Raw genomic sequence first — 13,895 nt, forward strand, 5'->3', positions numbered from 1 at the left:
GTCCGTTCCCGTCGTTCGGTCGTTCCTCGGTCTTGACGACTCCTGTCGCCCACCGTACCGGGGCGGCGCGGAGCCGTGATCACCCGGCGGGCGGCGGGCCGTCCTCGCGGCCCGCCGGCAGGCCGCCCGGGCCCGGTTCGGGGCCCTACGGCCAGGCGTGCAGGGCGAGTTCGGCGGTCCGGGCCAGGTCGGCGGCGGTGGCGCCGTCCCGGGCCTGCTGCGACATGCCCTGGATGACCGTGCCGAAGTAGCCGGCCAGCGCGTGCGGGTCGGCGTCGGGCGGGAGTTCGCCGTCCGCCTGGGCCGTGCGCAGCCTGGTCTCGAAGGCGTGGAGGTTGCGGTTGCGCAGGTCGCGCAGGTGGGCCTGGACCTCGGCGTCCTGCGGGGAGACGTTGGTGGCGGCGCTGATCACCAGGCAGCCGGCCGGGTGGGAGGGGTCGGGGTAGATGGCCGCCGCCTCGCGCAGGATCCGGGCGAAGGCCGCGTACGCGGTGGTCTCCTCCTGTAGGGCGGCCTCCGCGAACGCGCCGACGGGGGAGTGCCCGTAGTGGCGGACGACCTCCTCGAAGAGCGAGCGCTTGTCGCCGAACGCGGCGTAGAGGCTGCCGGGCCGGATGCCCATGGCGGTGGTCAGGTCGGTGACGGAGGTGGCCTCGTAGCCGCGCTCCCAGAACAGCCGGGTCGCCGCCGTCAGCGCCACGCCCCGGTCGAAGGTCGGCGGTCGTCCGCGCCGGGGCCGCGTCGGGTTCTCGGTCATGCCGGAATTTTAGAACACCCGCTCAACAAGTGTGTTAGCTTCTTTCTTGAGTGACCACTCAACAAATAGGGTGGGCGAAGCGGGAAGGGGCTCAGTCATGGGCAGGCAGGCACTCAAGGGCAAGACCGCGCTGGTCACCGGGGGCAGCAGGGGGATCGGCCGGGCGATCGCCCGCAGGCTCGGCCGCGACGGCGCCACCGTCGCCGTCGGCTACGCCCGCGATCAGGAGGCGGCGGGTGAGGTCGTCGCGGGCATCCGCGCCGACGGCGGCCGAGCCTTCGCGCTGCACGCCGAACTCGGCCGGCACGGGGACGCGGCCGCGCTGTGGGATGCGTTCGATGCCGGGATCGGCGCGCACGCGCCCGACGGCGGCGTCGACATCATCGTGAACAACGCCGGGATCGGGCGCAGTGCCGACCTCGCCGCGCTCACCGAGGAGGGCTTCGACGAGGTCTTCGCCGTCAACGTCCGTGCGCCGTTCTTCGTCGTCCAGCACGGACTGCACCGGCTGCGCGACGGCGGCCGGATCATCAACGTCTCCAGCGGCGCGGCCCGCCTCGCCATGCCGGAGATCATCGCTTACGGGGCGACCAAGGGGGCGCTCGACACCTTCACCCTCAACCTCGCCAAGCAGCTCGGCCCGCGCGGGATCACCGCCAACTCGGTCGCGCCGGGTGTCGTCGACACCGACGTCAACGCCGGCTGGCTGCGCGGCAACGCGGAGGCGGAGGCCCATGCGGCCTCGCTCGCGGCCCTCGGCCGGGTCGGGCAACCGGAGGACGTCGCGGACATCGTCGCCTTCCTCGCCTCCGATGACGCCCGCTGGGTCACCGGCCGGGTCATCGACGCCACCGGTGGGGCGGGCCTGTAGGCGCGGTGGGTCCGGTGCGCGGGGGGAGTTCGAGGAGGGGGCGGGGGTAGCAGATAACAGCTGACAGATGATGAAATCTGTCAGCTGTTATCTGTCATCTGTTCGCCGTCAGTTGTGGGCCAGCGGCTGTGGACCGGCTACGGCTGGACCCGCCCCGTCACCTCGCCGAACCCGATGACGGCGCCGTCCGCCCCCGGCGCGGTGGCCGTGATGGTGACCTCGTCGCCGTCCTCCAGGAACGTCCGGGTGGTGCCGTCCGGGAGCTTCAGCGGCTCCTCGCCGTTCCACGTCAGCTCGATCAGCGCGCCGCGGGTCTCCGGCTCCGGCCCGCTGACGGTGCCCGAGGCGAACAGGTCGCCGGTGCGCAGCGAGGCGCCGTTGACCGTCATGTGGGTGAGCTGCTGCTGTGCCGTCCAGTACATCGAGGCGAACGGCGGCCGGGACACCAGGTGCCCGTTCAGCCGGACTTCCAGCGCCAGGTCCAGTCCCCACGGTTCGCCGCCGCGGTCGTCCAGGTACGCCAGCGGCTCGACGTCGCGCTCGGGCGGCGCGACCCGGGCGTGCTGCAGGGCGTCCAGCGGGACGATCCACGGGGAGACGGAGGTGGTGAAGGACTTGCCGAGGAACGGGCCGAGCGGCACGTACTCCCAGGCCTGGATGTCGCGCGCGGACCAGTCGTTGACCAGGCAGACGCCGAACACGTGCTCGCGGAAGTCGTCCAGGACGACCGGTCGGCCCAGCTCGGACGGGGTGCCGACGACGAAGCCGACCTCCGCCTCGATGTCCAGCCGCCGGGTCGGCCCGAACGACGGCGCCGGGTCGGCGGGCGCCTTGCGCTGCCCGTGGGGCCGCACCACCGGGGTGCCGGAGACGACCACCGTGCCGGCCCGCCCGTGGTAACCGATGGGCAGGTGCTTCCAGTTGGGGGTGAGCGGCTCCGAGCCCGGGCGGAAGATCCGGCCCAGGTTGGTGGCGTGGTGCTCGGAGGCGTAGAAGTCGACGTAGTCGGCGACCTCGAACGGCAGGTGCAGCTGGACCTCGCCCGCCGGCAGCAGCGCAGGCGACAGCGCCTCGCGGTAGGACTCGTCCGTCAGCCACCGCGTGAGGTCGGCCCGGACCTGCGTCCAGGTCGAACGCCCCGCCGCCAGAAGCGGGTTGAGCGAGTCCGCGGCCAGCAGCACGGACGGCGCCCCGGCCGCCCGGGCGGCCGCCGCGGCGTCCAGCACGAAGTCCCCGACGCGCACGCCGATCCGGCGCCGGCCGGGCTGGTCGGCGGCGGTGAACACGCCGTACGGCAGGTTGTGCACGCCGAACGGCGAGTCCTGGGCGCTGGCGAGCCAGCTGCGGGGGGTGGTGCTCAACGGTCCTCCTGGGGCTGTGACGTGGACGACAGCAGGCCGAGCGCGGCCAGGTCGTCCAGGGGCTCGGCGATGCTGCACGTGCCGAACGCGGTGAACGAGTTCCGGATCACCGTGACCTGACGATCGGTCAGCGCTTGGGCGGCCTTGGCCAGCACCGCGCCGTCGCGTTCCGCCAGCACCGCCGCTGCTGCGGCCCGGTCGGTCTCCTGCGCGGCCAGCAGCACGTTGAGGAAGCCGTGGTGCTCGAAGCCGGTGGTCGGGTCGGTGTGCCGGACGGCGTTGTGCAGTCCGGCGGTGCACTTGTACGGCAGTCCGCGCAGCGCGCAGCCGGTGAGGAAGGCGGCCAGCTCCTCCTCGTCCGGGAACGCCTCGGCCACCACCCCGCCGGTGCGGAACTTCGCCCGGTAGGGGCTGTCGACGAGCACGTCCAGCACTTCGCCCAGGCCGTCGCCGCGCAGGAGTTCGCGCGGCAGCTCGATGGCGGCCGGGACGTCCGGCGGCAGCAGCCGGTCCAGGGCGGCGACCGCCTCGGCGGCGTCCCGGACGGCGAGTTCGACGCCGGCCACCTCGAAGGGCGCGGCGGCGAGCGCCGGGCCGAGTTCGGCACTGCCCCCCGGCAGTACGAGCCCGACCCCGAGCGGCGCACCGCCCGCCACCGCCGCGGCCAACTCGCCCAGCCGGCCGGCCCCGCACAGGAGCGGGCCGACCGCCTCGGCGTACCAGGCCGCGCGGTGCCCGCGGTGCGCGGGCACCGCCTCGGCGACCGGCAGGTTCCCCGGGGGGAACACCGCGGCGTCGTCGAAGAGCCCGTGGAACAGCTCGGGGATCGCCCCGGTGGCCGGTGAGTCGGGCGCGGCGGACGAGGCGGCGCTCATCGCCCGGGCCCCCGCCCGGCCCAGGTCCAGGCGTAGTTGCCGTCCTCGCCGGCCCGGCCGCCCTCGCCGAGCTCCAGCGGGCGGAACGTGTCCACCATGACGGCGAGTTCGTCGAAGAACTCCACGCCGATGCTGCGCTCGTACGCGCCGGGCTGCGGCCCGTGGGTGTGCCCGCCGGGGTGCAGCGAGATCGAGCCCTGGCCGATGCCCGAGCCCTTGCGGGCCGCGTAGTCGCCGCCGCAGTAGAACATGACCTCGTCGCTGTCCACGTTGGCGTGGTAGTACGGCACCGGGATCGACAGTGGGTGGTAATCCACCTTGCGGGGAACGAAGTTGCAGATCACGAAGCCGTTGCCCTCGAACACCTGGTGGGCCGGCGGCGGCTGGTGGACCCGGCCGGTGATCGGTTCGAAGTCCCGGATGTTGAAGGCGTACGGGTACAGGCAGCCGTCCCAGCCGACCACGTCGAAGGGGTGGTGCGGCACGGTGTAGCGGGTGCCCGAGACGCCGTTCGGGCCGCGGTGCTTGACCAGCACGTCGACGTCTCCGGCGGCGTCCCCGGTGGCGTCGACGACCAGCGGGCCGACCGGGCCGCGGAAGTCCCGCTCGCAGTACGGCGCGTGCTCCAGCAGCTGCCCGTACTTGGAGAGGTAGCGCTTGACCGGGGTGATGTGGCTGTTCGCCTCGATGCAGTACGCGCGCAGCGGTTCGTCCCCGGTCGGCACCCAGCGGTGGGTGGTGGCGCGCGGGATGATCACGTAGTCGCCCTGGCCGACCTCGATCGAGCCGAAGACCGTCTCGACCGTGCCGGAGCCGGACTCCACGTACACGCACTCGTCACCGAGTCCGTTGCGGTACAGCTCGCTCGGGGCCCCGGCGGCGACGTACGAGATCCGCACGTCGCCGTTGCCGAGGACCAGTCGGCGGCTGCCGACGACGTCCGCGGACTTCCACTCCTGGTCCGCGAACAGCTCGTGCAGCTTGAGGTGGCGGGGGAGCAGGGGGTGGTTGGGCACCGTGGACTGGTCCGGCAGCTCCCACGGCACCGCGTTCACCACGGCCGAGGGGATGCCCCGGTGGTAGAGCAGCGAGGAGTCCGACGAGAACCCCTCCTCGCCCATCAACTCCTCGTAGTACAGCCCGCCTTCGGGTGTGCGGTGCTGGGTGTGCCGCTTGGGCGGGATGCTGCCCAGCTGCCGGTAGTACGCCATCTCCCTGCTCCTCCTCGACCGTGCTCAGCCGACCGTCCTCACGGTACGCCCGACCGTGCTCAGAGTTCCCCAGCACTCACAGGTTGCCGCGGGCGTCCTGCTCGCGCTCGATCGCCTCGAACAGCGCCTTGAAGTTGCCCTTGCCGAAGCCCAGCGAACCGTGCCGCTCGATGAACTCGTAGAAGACGGTGGGGCGGTCGCCGATCGGCTTGGTGAAGATCTGCAGCAGGTAGCCGTCCTCGTCGCGGTCGACCAGGATGCCGCGCGACTTCAGCTCGTTGATGTCCACCCGCACCTTGCCGATCCGGGCGCGCAGCTCCGGGTCGTCGTAGTACGAGTCGGGAGTGTCGAGGAACTCCACGCCGCGCGAGCGCAGCACGTCGACGGTGGTGAGGATGTCGTTGGTGGCGAGCGCCATGTGCTGGCAGCCGGGGCCGGTGTAGAACTCCAGGTACTCGTCGATCTGCGACCGCTTCTTGGCGATGGCCGGCTCGTTGAGCGGGAACTTCACCCGGTGGTTGCCGCTGGCGACGACCTTGGACATCAGGGCGGAGTAGTCGGTGGCGATGTCGTCGCCGACGAACTCGGCCATGTTCACGAAGCCCATGACCCGGTTGTAGAACGACACCCACTCGTCCATCCGGCCCAGCTCGACGTTGCCGACGGCGTGGTCGAGGGCCTGGAACAGGCGCTTGGGCGAGCCCTCCGGGTGCTGGACCTTGCTCTGCGCGGTGATGTACCCCGGCAGGTAGGGGCCGTGGTAGCGGGAGCGGTCGATCAGGGTGTGGCGGGTCTCGCCGTAGGTGGCGATGGCCGCGCGGCGCACGGTGCCGTTCTCGTCGGAGACGTCGTTCGGCTCCTCCAGGACGGTGGCGCCGGTCGCGCGGGCGTGCGCGATGCACTTGTCGACGTCCGGGACCTCCAGCGCCAGGTCGACGACGCCGTCGCCGTGGCGGCGGTGGTGGTCCAGCAGCGGGCTGTCCGGCAGCACCCCGCCCTTGATCACGAAGCGGCAGGAGCCGGAGCGGAGCACGAAGGCCTTGCGGTCACGACGGCCGGTCTCCGGGCCGGAGTAGGCGACCAGTTCCATGCCGAACACGGCCTGGTAGAACTGGGCCGTCTGGGTGGCGTTGCCGACCACGAAGACGACCGCGTCCTGCGCGGTGACGGGGAACGGGTCGGTGGCCGGGTCGTGCTCGACGAGGCCGACGAGGCGGCGCAGCTGGTCGGCGTCGAGGCCGGCCTCGCGCTCCTCGGGGGTCAGCTCAAGGGCGTGGGACTGCGGGGTCATCGGTCGTTCCTCCACTTTTGGCCTCGGCTCTGAGGCGTCCGCTTGAGGCGGCCGCGCCGCGAACGGGTGGGCGGTGCGGCTGGCGGAGAGCTTGCTCCTGTCCGGGTGGCTGGGCAACAGGTCGGGATTTCACTGTTCAATGTGTACAAGCTGATCAGGAAATCCCGCATTCGGCTGCGCAAAATGTGCTGCCGATCGGGACCGGTTCACGGGGCCCGCGACACCGGGTCCTGGGCGGTCCCGAGCGGGGGGAGGTGGCGCAGGAACCAGGCCCCGGCGAGCTCGGCGACCTGGTCCAACGTGCCCGGCTCCTCGAACAGATGGCCCGCACCCGGCACCACCGCCAGTTCGCTCACGCAGTGCAGCCGGGCCCGGGCCCGCCGGTTCAGGTCGATCACGGTGGTGTCCAGGCCGCCGACCACGAGCAGCGTCGGGGCGCTCACCCGGCCCAGGACGTCGGGACCGGCGAGGTCGGGGCGCCCGCCGCGGGAGACCACCGCGCCGACGGCGGGCCCGAGCGCGGCGGCGGTGTGCAGGGCGGCCGCGGCGCCGGTGCTGGCGCCGAACAGGCCGAGCGGCAGGCCGCGGGTCTCCTCCAGCCGGCCCAGCTCCTCGGCGACGGCGGTCAGCCGGTCACCGAGCAGAGCGACGTCGAACACCTTGCGGCGGTCCGGCTCCTCGGCCTCGGTGAGCAGGTCGAACAGCAGCGTGGCCAGCCCGGAGCGGTTCAGGTACCGCGCGACGTGACGGTTGCGCGGGCTGCGCCGGCCGCTGCCGCTGCCGTGCGCGAAGAGCACGATGCCGCTCGGTGCGGCGGGGACGGTCAACCGGCCGGCGAGGCGCACACCGGCGGCGCGCAGGACCAGCTCGCGGTCCACGTCCACCGGCCCCGGCGCGCGCCGCCCGCCCGCGGCCTCGGCGAGCAGCCGCAGGACCTCCTCGTCGCCGGTCTGCGCGAAGTCCCCGTAGAACTCGCCGATCGCGAAGAACGGCGACGGTGTGCCGACGCAGACCAGCTCGTCGGCGACCTCGGACAGGCGCTCCGTCCAGTCCGCCGGGGCCACCGGGACGGCGAGCACCACCCGGGCCGCGCCCCGGGCCCGGACGATCCGGCAGGCGGCCCGGGCGGTGGAGCCGGTGGCGACGCCGTCGTCCACCACGATCACCGTGCGGCCGCGCAGGTCGGTGGGCGGGCGGCCGCCCCGGTAGCGGCGGGCCCGGCGCTCCAACTCGGTGCGCTCGCGCCGCTCCACGGCGGCCAGCTGGTCGTCGCCGACCCCGGCCAGCCGGATGACCTGCTCGTTCAGCACCCGGACGCCGTCCTCGCCGATCGCCCCCATGCCCAGCTCGGGCTGGTAGGGCACGCCGAGCTTGCGGATCACGCAGATGTCCAGCGGCGCGCCGAGCGCGGCCGCCACCTCGGCGGCCACCGGAACCCCGCCCCTGGGCAGCGCCACCACCACGGTGTCGGCGCCGCCCAAGTGGCCCACGCGGGCGGCCAGCCGCCGGCCCGCGTCGGTCCGGTCGGTGAAGTGGGTCCCGGTGCCGTGCATGACGCGCCCTCCGTGTTCCACGGTACGTCCGGGCGGCGTCGGGCGGGGCACCGAGGGGGCGGGGCCCCGGGGGCGTGGGCCGGAGGTGCGGACCGGGGGTTCAGGCCCGTGCCCCCGGTCCGCGCCCCCGGGGTCGTTCCACGTTCCGCGTGGCGGCTACGGCCGCATCTCGTACGCGCCCGACAGCTCCTCGACCCGGGCCCACACGGCGGCGGCCCGCTCCGCGTTGGCGGCCGGCCGGCGCACGTTCGCCAGCGCCCAGGCGGCCTGCTCCGGGGTCGTCGAGGCCTTGCCGTGCAGCTCGGTCGCGTGCGCGGAGAAGTCGCGGACCAGCGCGTCGAAGATCTGGTCCAGGACGTCCTCGTCCAGGCCGGTCAGCTCCGCCTGCTCCAGCACCAGCTGGCCGTAGACGATCAGTGCGAACAGCTGGCCGATCTCCAGCAGGAAGTCCAGGTCCGCCTGCTGCTCCTTGCTCGGCGCGTGGCTGAGCAGCAGCTCGCAGAAGCCGTCGGCCTGTTCGCGGAAGCGGGCGACGTTCGGCAGCTGCGTGTGGCGGTCGTACGCGGTGCGCCAGTCGTGGAAACGGATCGCGCCGAGGCCGCGGGCCGCGCCCTGGCGGAACAGGAAGGCGTCATCGGCGGCGTCCAGCCGGGTCGGCACCGGAGCGTAGTCGCTCGGGGCGAACAGGTAGTTGCCCATGAACTTGAGGATCAGCGCCAGGTTGACGTGGACGGTGCCCTCCAGCTTCGGCAGGCCGCGGATGTCCTTCGCCGCCTTGTCGAAGTAGGTGTCCGCCTCGAAGCCCTTGGCGGCGATGACGTCCCACATCAGGTCGATGACCTTCTCGCCCTCGGTGGTGACCTTCATCTTGGTCATCGGGTTGAACAGCAGGTAGCGGCGGTCCTCGGGGGAGGCGGTGCGGAAGTAGTCCACGGCCCGCGCGCTGAACATCTTCATCGCCACCAGACGGGCGTACGCGTCGGTCAACTCCCGTCGCACGTGAGGGAAGTCGGTGACCTTCCGGCCGTACAGCACCCGGTTGTGGGCATGCGTGACGGCCTCGTACATCGCGTGCTCGCAGATGCCGACCGAGGCCGTGCAGAGGTTGAACTTGCCGACGTTGACGGTGTTCAGCGCGGCGTCGAAGGCGGCCTGCCCGGTGTGCAGCACGTCCTCGGCGCGCACCGGGTAGCCCTCCAGCCGGAACTCGCTGACGTACATCTGGGCGTTCACCACGTTCTTGACCAGGTGGTACGCGTCGTGGCGGCTGTCGGTGGCGAAGAAGACGTAGCCCTCGGGGCCCTCGACGTCGGAGCGGCGGCCGAACACCGAGACCAGGCCGGCCACGTTGCCGTTGCCGATGTAGTACTTGGAGCCGGTCGCGGTGAAACCGCCCTCGCCGTCCGGGGTGAGGATCATGTCGGTGGAGTAGATGTCGGCGCCGTGGGTGCGCTCGGAGAGGCCGAACGCCATGACGTGACCCTCCGTCAGGAGCTTGGCGGCGCGGGCCCGGACGGCCTCGTTCTTGCTCTGCCAGACCGGCCCGAGGCCGAGGATGGTGACCTGCCAGGTGTACCAGTAGCCGAGGCCGTAGAAGCCGAGGATCTCGTTCAGCTCGGCGATCCGGGAGGTGTCCCAGCGCTTGCCCGGGTCGGCCGCGGACGGGGTCAGGAACTCCGCGAACAGGCCCTCCTTGGCGGCGAATTCGAGGAAGTCGGCGTACCAGGTGCGGTCGACGTAGGTGTCGATCAACGCCTTCTTGCCGCGGGACTCGAACCAGTCCACGGTCGCGCGCAGCAGCCGGCGGGTCGGCTCGTCGAACTGCGCGGGGTCGTACGTACGCGGGTTGAAGAGCATCACGGGCTCCCGGGGGTCGAGGGTGAGGGGTCGAGGGTGAGGGGTGGCGGGTGAGGAGGCGGCGGGTGGTGGCCGGCGGGTGGCGGCGAACAGTGAACAGATGACAACTGACAGATTTCAGATTTCAGCGTTCAGATTCTGTTATCTGTCACCCATTATCTGTGACCTGCCATCCGCGGCGAGGCGGTGCAGGGTGGCGAGCACGTCGTCGAGCCAGGCGAGGGTCATCCGCTCGTACTCGATGCCGCCGCGCAGCACCACGTGCTGGAGCTCCTGCTGGGTGTCGAGCGCGGTGAGGTCGGGGAAGTCGCGCTGCTCGCCGTGCAGGTAGCGGGCGAGCAGGGCGGCGTGGCTCTCGCGGTGCCGTTCGACCTCGGAGATCAGCGCGGCCGGGTCGTCGAAGGCGGCGGCGCGGATCTTGACCGCGAGCTCGTGTCGGACGGACTCCGGCTCGACCGGTTCGCGCAGCCAGTCGGCGAGCACGGCCCGTCCGGCGTCGGCCGCCGAGTAGACCTTCTTGTCCGGCCGGCCGTCCTGGGCGACCTCTTCGGCGGCGACCCAGCCGTCGGCCTCCATCCGCCGCAGCACCTTGTAGATCTGCTGGTGGGTGGCGGTCCAGAAGCGCCCGATGGAGCGGTCGAAGCGCCGGGCCAGTTCGTAGCCCGAGCCCGGCTGCTCCAGCAGTGAGACGAGGATCGCGTGCTCCAGTGCCATGTTCGGCATCCTCCTATGCAACGAATTGCATAGGCAATGGGGGTCCGGAGTGGTGAGACGCAGGTCACCGGCGTGATCGGATGGTTATCGAGCATTTACGGCCAAAAGGCGCAAATCGTCGGAGAAGCGCCAGAATGGGTACGGGGCAAGCGCCCTCCATGTTCCGAACCATAGGAGGTGGTATCGGTGTCTACCCAGATTCCGATGGGCATGGAGCATCACCCGGACATCGTCGAACTACGGGAGCACTACGAGCGGATCACCTCGACCCCGCGCGCCCAGGCCACGGAGGCCCTGGCCGTGCTGGCGGGCCTCTTCCTGGCGGCATCGCCATGGATCGTCGGCTTCACCGCCTTCAACACGCTGACCGTGACCTGCCTGATCGTCGGCCTGGCCTACTGCGTGCTGATGGCGGGATACGGGTCGGCCTACGAGCGCACCCACGCGAGGGCCTGGGCGGCCACCGTGCTCGGCGCGTGGACGATCGTCTCCCCCTGGCTCGTCTCCGGATCGGCCGCGCAGGGCAGGAACATCGTCACCTGCGTCATCGTCGGTGCCGTGATGTTCCTGCTCGGTCTCGCGGCGATCTCGATGGCCACGATCACGGCGAACGGAGCAGCGATGCGACTCGGCCGCGCCGGCCGCGCCAAGGGCTGACGTCACTGACAGCCCGCGTCCGGGGCGTGGAGGGCCGAACCGTCCTCCGCGCCCCGGCGCACGTCGTCAGGGAGCCGCGGCCGTCACGGGCGGGTCGGTGGCCGTCACGGGCGGGTCATCCGCAGGACGTCGAGGGCCTCGTCGAGCTGCGCACGGGTGAGCTTGCCCTGTTCCACGTAGCCGTGCTCCAGCACGACCTGTCGGATCGTCTTCCGCTCGGCCAGCGCCCGCTTGGCGACCTTCGCCGCCTCCTCGTACCCGAGGTAGCGGTTCAGCGGGGTGACCACCGAGGGGGAGGACTCCGCGTACTCCCGGGCCCGTTCGACGTTGGCGGTGATGCCGTCCACCGTCCGGTCCGCCAGCAGGCGGGCGCTGTTGGCGAGCAGCCGCACCGACTCCAGCACGTTGCGGGCGAGTACCGGGAGCATCACGTTCAGCTCGAAGTTGCCGCTCGCGCCGGCCAGGGTGACCGTCGCGTCGTTGCCGACCACCTGGGCGGCGACCATCAGCACCACCTCGGGGAGCACCGGGTTCACCTTGCCCGGCATGATCGACGAACCGGGTTGCAGGTCCGGCAGGTTGATCTCGCCGAGGCCGGTGCGCGGGCCCGAGCCCATCCATCGCAGGTCGTTCGCGATCTTCGTGAATCCGACGGCCACCGTGCGCAGTTGCCCGCTCAGCTCGACCAGGGAGTCGCGGGCGCCCTGCGCCTCGAAGTGGTCCCGCGCCTCGGTGAGCGGCAGGCCGGTGGTGCGGGCGACCTCCTCGATCACCGCCGCCGGGAAGCCCGGCGGGGTGTTGATCCCGGTGCCCACCGCCGTGCCGCCGAGGGGCAGTTCGGCGACCCTGGGGAGCGTCGCCAGCAGCCGCTCCCGCCCGTGCCGGACCTGGGCGGCGTAGCCGCCGAACTCCTGGCCGAGGGTGACCGGCGTGGCGTCCATCAGGTGCGTCCGGCCCGACTTGACCACCTGCGCGAACTCGGCGGCCTTGCGCTCCAGCGCCTCCGCCAGGTGCTCCAGCGCCGGGATCAGGTCGTGCGTGACGGCGGCGGTGGCGGCGATGTGGATCGAGGACGGGAAGACGTCGTTGGACGACTGGCTGGCGTTCACGTGGTCGTTCGGGTGGACCGGGCGGCCCAGCCGCTCGGCGGCCAGGGTGGCGATCACCTCGTTGGCGTTCATGTTGGACGAGGTGCCCGAACCGGTCTGGAACACGTCCACCGGGAACTCGTCGTCCCACCGCCCTTCGGCGACCTCCTCGGCCGCCGCCGCGATCGCCGCCGCCGTGTCCTCGTCCAGGACGCCGAGGCGGGCGTTCACCCGGGCCGCTGCGGCCTTGATCCCGGCCAGCGCGGCGATGTGCGCGCGCTCCAGCCGCTGGCCGGACACCGGGAAGTTCTCCACCGCCCGCTGCGTCTGCGCCTGCCACTTCGCGGCGGCCGGCACCCGGACCTCGCCCATCGAGTCGTGCTCGACGCGGTACTCCCGCTGGTTCTCCTGCTCGTCACCCATCACGCGCTGCACCTCCTGAACGGGCCGGTGGTCCGGCCCCGAGCGGTCTCCGATCACCACAGCCGCGCGTGGGCCCCGGGTATTTCCGCCCGGCCGCATCCGGTTGTCGCAGCCCGGCCACGCTCGCCGTTCCGGCCCGGTCGCGTCCACGGTGACGGTCGGGCCGCGTCCGCCGGGCCGTGTCCGTGGTCACCGTCGCGTCCGCCGGGCCGTGTCCGTGGTCACCGCCGCGTCCGCCGGGCCGCCCCCGTCGTTACCGCCGGGGCAGCTCGGCGCGGACGAGTTCGCCCGGCGCGGTGCCGGCCTGGGCGACCAGGGCGCCGCCCGGCGCCCAGAAGCCGGAGCCGCCCGAGGTCTGCGGCTGCTCGCCGCTCGCCCCGGCGGAAGTGGCCAGCACGGCCCACACCCCGTGGGCGGCGGCGCGGTCGCGGAGGTGCCCGTCGCGGCGGGCGGCCTGCGCGGGCCCCGCGCCGTACAGGGTGGAGGCGACATAGGCGTCGATGCCGAGCGCGGCGGTCTCCTCGGCGTGCGTGGGATCGGCGGCGTCGGCGCAGATCGCGAGGCCGAACCGCAGGCCGTCCAGCTCCAGGACGGCGGGCCCGTCGCCGGGGGTGAACCGGTCGTCCTCGGCGCCGTGCAGCCGCGTCTTCCGGCACACGACGACGGCGCCTTCGCCGGTGACGGCCAGGGTGGCGATGGACTCGCCCCCGCCGGGCTCGGTGACCGGCGCGCCGACCAGGGCGGTCGTGCCGGTCGCGGCGCAGGCGGCGACCAGCGGGGCGAGGCGCGGATCGGCCGGGCCGAGCGCGGGCGCGGCCAGGTCGTACCCGGTCAGGGACAGCTCGGGGAACACCACCAGGCGCGCGGCGGCCTCCCGTACCGCCTGCGCGTGCCGTTCGACGTTCACGGCCACGGTGTCCGGGCGGCCGGCGTCGGCGCAGGCGGGCTGGGCGACGGCCACGGTGACGGTGGCGGCGGCGATCAGGGGTGCGGGCATGGCGGTGCCTCCGGGCGCGAGGTGGAAAAGATCAACGTATGCGCAGGTCCGGGCGGTGGACAAGGGTTTCGCGTGGCAGCCGGGAGGGAGGCGGCCGGGGCGGACGCACGTACCGCTCTGCGCTGTGCCGGGAGCGGGCGCCGGCCCGGGGCATGATCACCCGAATGGATGAATAGCTGCGTGGAGTGCTTCAAACTGCCGTACGCCACTTCGTACGCTCCTGCCTGGGCCGGATTCACA

General features: G+C 72.5%; 12 protein-coding genes. 2 read left to right on the forward strand and 10 right to left on the reverse strand.

The window, feature by feature from the left end:
• Positions 1 to 145: 145 nt before the first annotated feature.
• Entirely contained in the window at positions 146 to 757 is a 612-nt protein-coding gene (locus tag AC07BF_RS15915; RefSeq protein ID WP_478333487.1) for a TetR/AcrR family transcriptional regulator, read from the reverse strand.
• A 97-nt stretch (positions 758 to 854) separates the two neighbouring features.
• Between AC07BF_RS15915 and AC07BF_RS15920 the strand changes: the two genes are divergently transcribed.
• Positions 855 to 1,628 carry an SDR family oxidoreductase gene (locus AC07BF_RS15920; RefSeq protein ID WP_478333488.1) on the forward strand — a complete coding sequence of 258 codons (774 nt, stop codon included), beginning with the start codon at positions 855 to 857 and terminating at the stop codon, positions 1,626 to 1,628.
• Between the two features lie 137 nt (positions 1,629 to 1,765).
• Here AC07BF_RS15920 and fahA read toward each other — a convergent pair whose 3' ends face one another.
• The 7 genes from fahA to AC07BF_RS15955 all read right to left on the reverse strand — a co-directional run bounded on the left by fahA (position 1,766) and on the right by AC07BF_RS15955 (position 10,490).
• Complete coding sequence (gene fahA / locus AC07BF_RS15925) at positions 1,766 to 2,989, reverse strand: fumarylacetoacetase (RefSeq protein WP_363579508.1); 1,224 nt, start codon at positions 2,987 to 2,989, stop codon at positions 1,766 to 1,768.
• Positions 2,986 to 3,864 carry a hypothetical protein gene (locus tag AC07BF_RS15930; protein ID WP_363579506.1) on the reverse strand — a complete coding sequence of 293 codons (879 nt, stop codon included), beginning with the start codon at positions 3,862 to 3,864 and terminating at the stop codon, positions 2,986 to 2,988. Before AC07BF_RS15930 ends, fahA begins: the two co-directional genes overlap by 4 nt.
• Positions 3,861 to 5,075, reverse strand: coding sequence for a homogentisate 1,2-dioxygenase (locus AC07BF_RS15935; protein ID WP_363579504.1), 1,215 nt, complete (start codon positions 5,073 to 5,075; stop codon positions 3,861 to 3,863). The genes AC07BF_RS15930 and AC07BF_RS15935 overlap by 4 nt, the downstream gene beginning before the upstream one ends.
• Positions 5,076 to 5,151: 76 nt before the next feature.
• Positions 5,152 to 6,366, reverse strand: coding sequence for a 4-hydroxyphenylpyruvate dioxygenase (gene hppD, locus AC07BF_RS15940; protein WP_363579502.1), 1,215 nt, complete (start codon positions 6,364 to 6,366; stop codon positions 5,152 to 5,154).
• Between the two features lie 206 nt (positions 6,367 to 6,572).
• Positions 6,573 to 7,919 (reverse strand): phosphoribosyltransferase family protein, encoded by a 1,347-nt coding sequence (locus AC07BF_RS15945; RefSeq protein WP_478333489.1) that lies wholly within the window; start codon positions 7,917 to 7,919, stop codon positions 6,573 to 6,575.
• 156 nt (positions 7,920 to 8,075) lie between these two features.
• Positions 8,076 to 9,776, reverse strand: a complete 1,701-nt coding sequence (locus tag AC07BF_RS15950) for an acyl-CoA dehydrogenase family protein (protein WP_478333490.1) — start codon at positions 9,774 to 9,776, stop codon at positions 8,076 to 8,078.
• 141 nt (positions 9,777 to 9,917) lie between these two features.
• Positions 9,918 to 10,490, reverse strand: a complete 573-nt coding sequence (locus AC07BF_RS15955) for a PadR family transcriptional regulator (RefSeq protein ID WP_478333491.1) — start codon at positions 10,488 to 10,490, stop codon at positions 9,918 to 9,920.
• A gap of 186 nt (positions 10,491 to 10,676) precedes the next feature.
• Between AC07BF_RS15955 and AC07BF_RS15960 the strand changes: the two genes are divergently transcribed.
• Positions 10,677 to 11,147 carry an SPW repeat protein gene (locus AC07BF_RS15960; RefSeq protein WP_063349890.1) on the forward strand — a complete coding sequence of 157 codons (471 nt, stop codon included), beginning with the start codon at positions 10,677 to 10,679 and terminating at the stop codon, positions 11,145 to 11,147.
• 104 nt (positions 11,148 to 11,251) lie between these two features.
• Here AC07BF_RS15960 and AC07BF_RS15965 read toward each other — a convergent pair whose 3' ends face one another.
• Together AC07BF_RS15965 and AC07BF_RS15970 are read right to left on the reverse strand one after the other, a co-directional pair.
• Positions 11,252 to 12,658 (reverse strand): class II fumarate hydratase, encoded by a 1,407-nt coding sequence (locus AC07BF_RS15965; RefSeq protein WP_363616539.1) that lies wholly within the window; start codon positions 12,656 to 12,658, stop codon positions 11,252 to 11,254.
• A gap of 253 nt (positions 12,659 to 12,911) precedes the next feature.
• The gene (locus tag AC07BF_RS15970; RefSeq protein ID WP_478333492.1) at positions 12,912 to 13,655 is read right to left on the reverse strand and encodes a carbon-nitrogen hydrolase family protein; all 744 of its coding nucleotides are present in this window, start codon (positions 13,653 to 13,655) and stop codon (positions 12,912 to 12,914) included.
• Positions 13,656 to 13,895 lie beyond the last annotated feature (240 nt).

It is taken from the genome of Kitasatospora sp. NPDC043950, assembly GCF_056435345.1.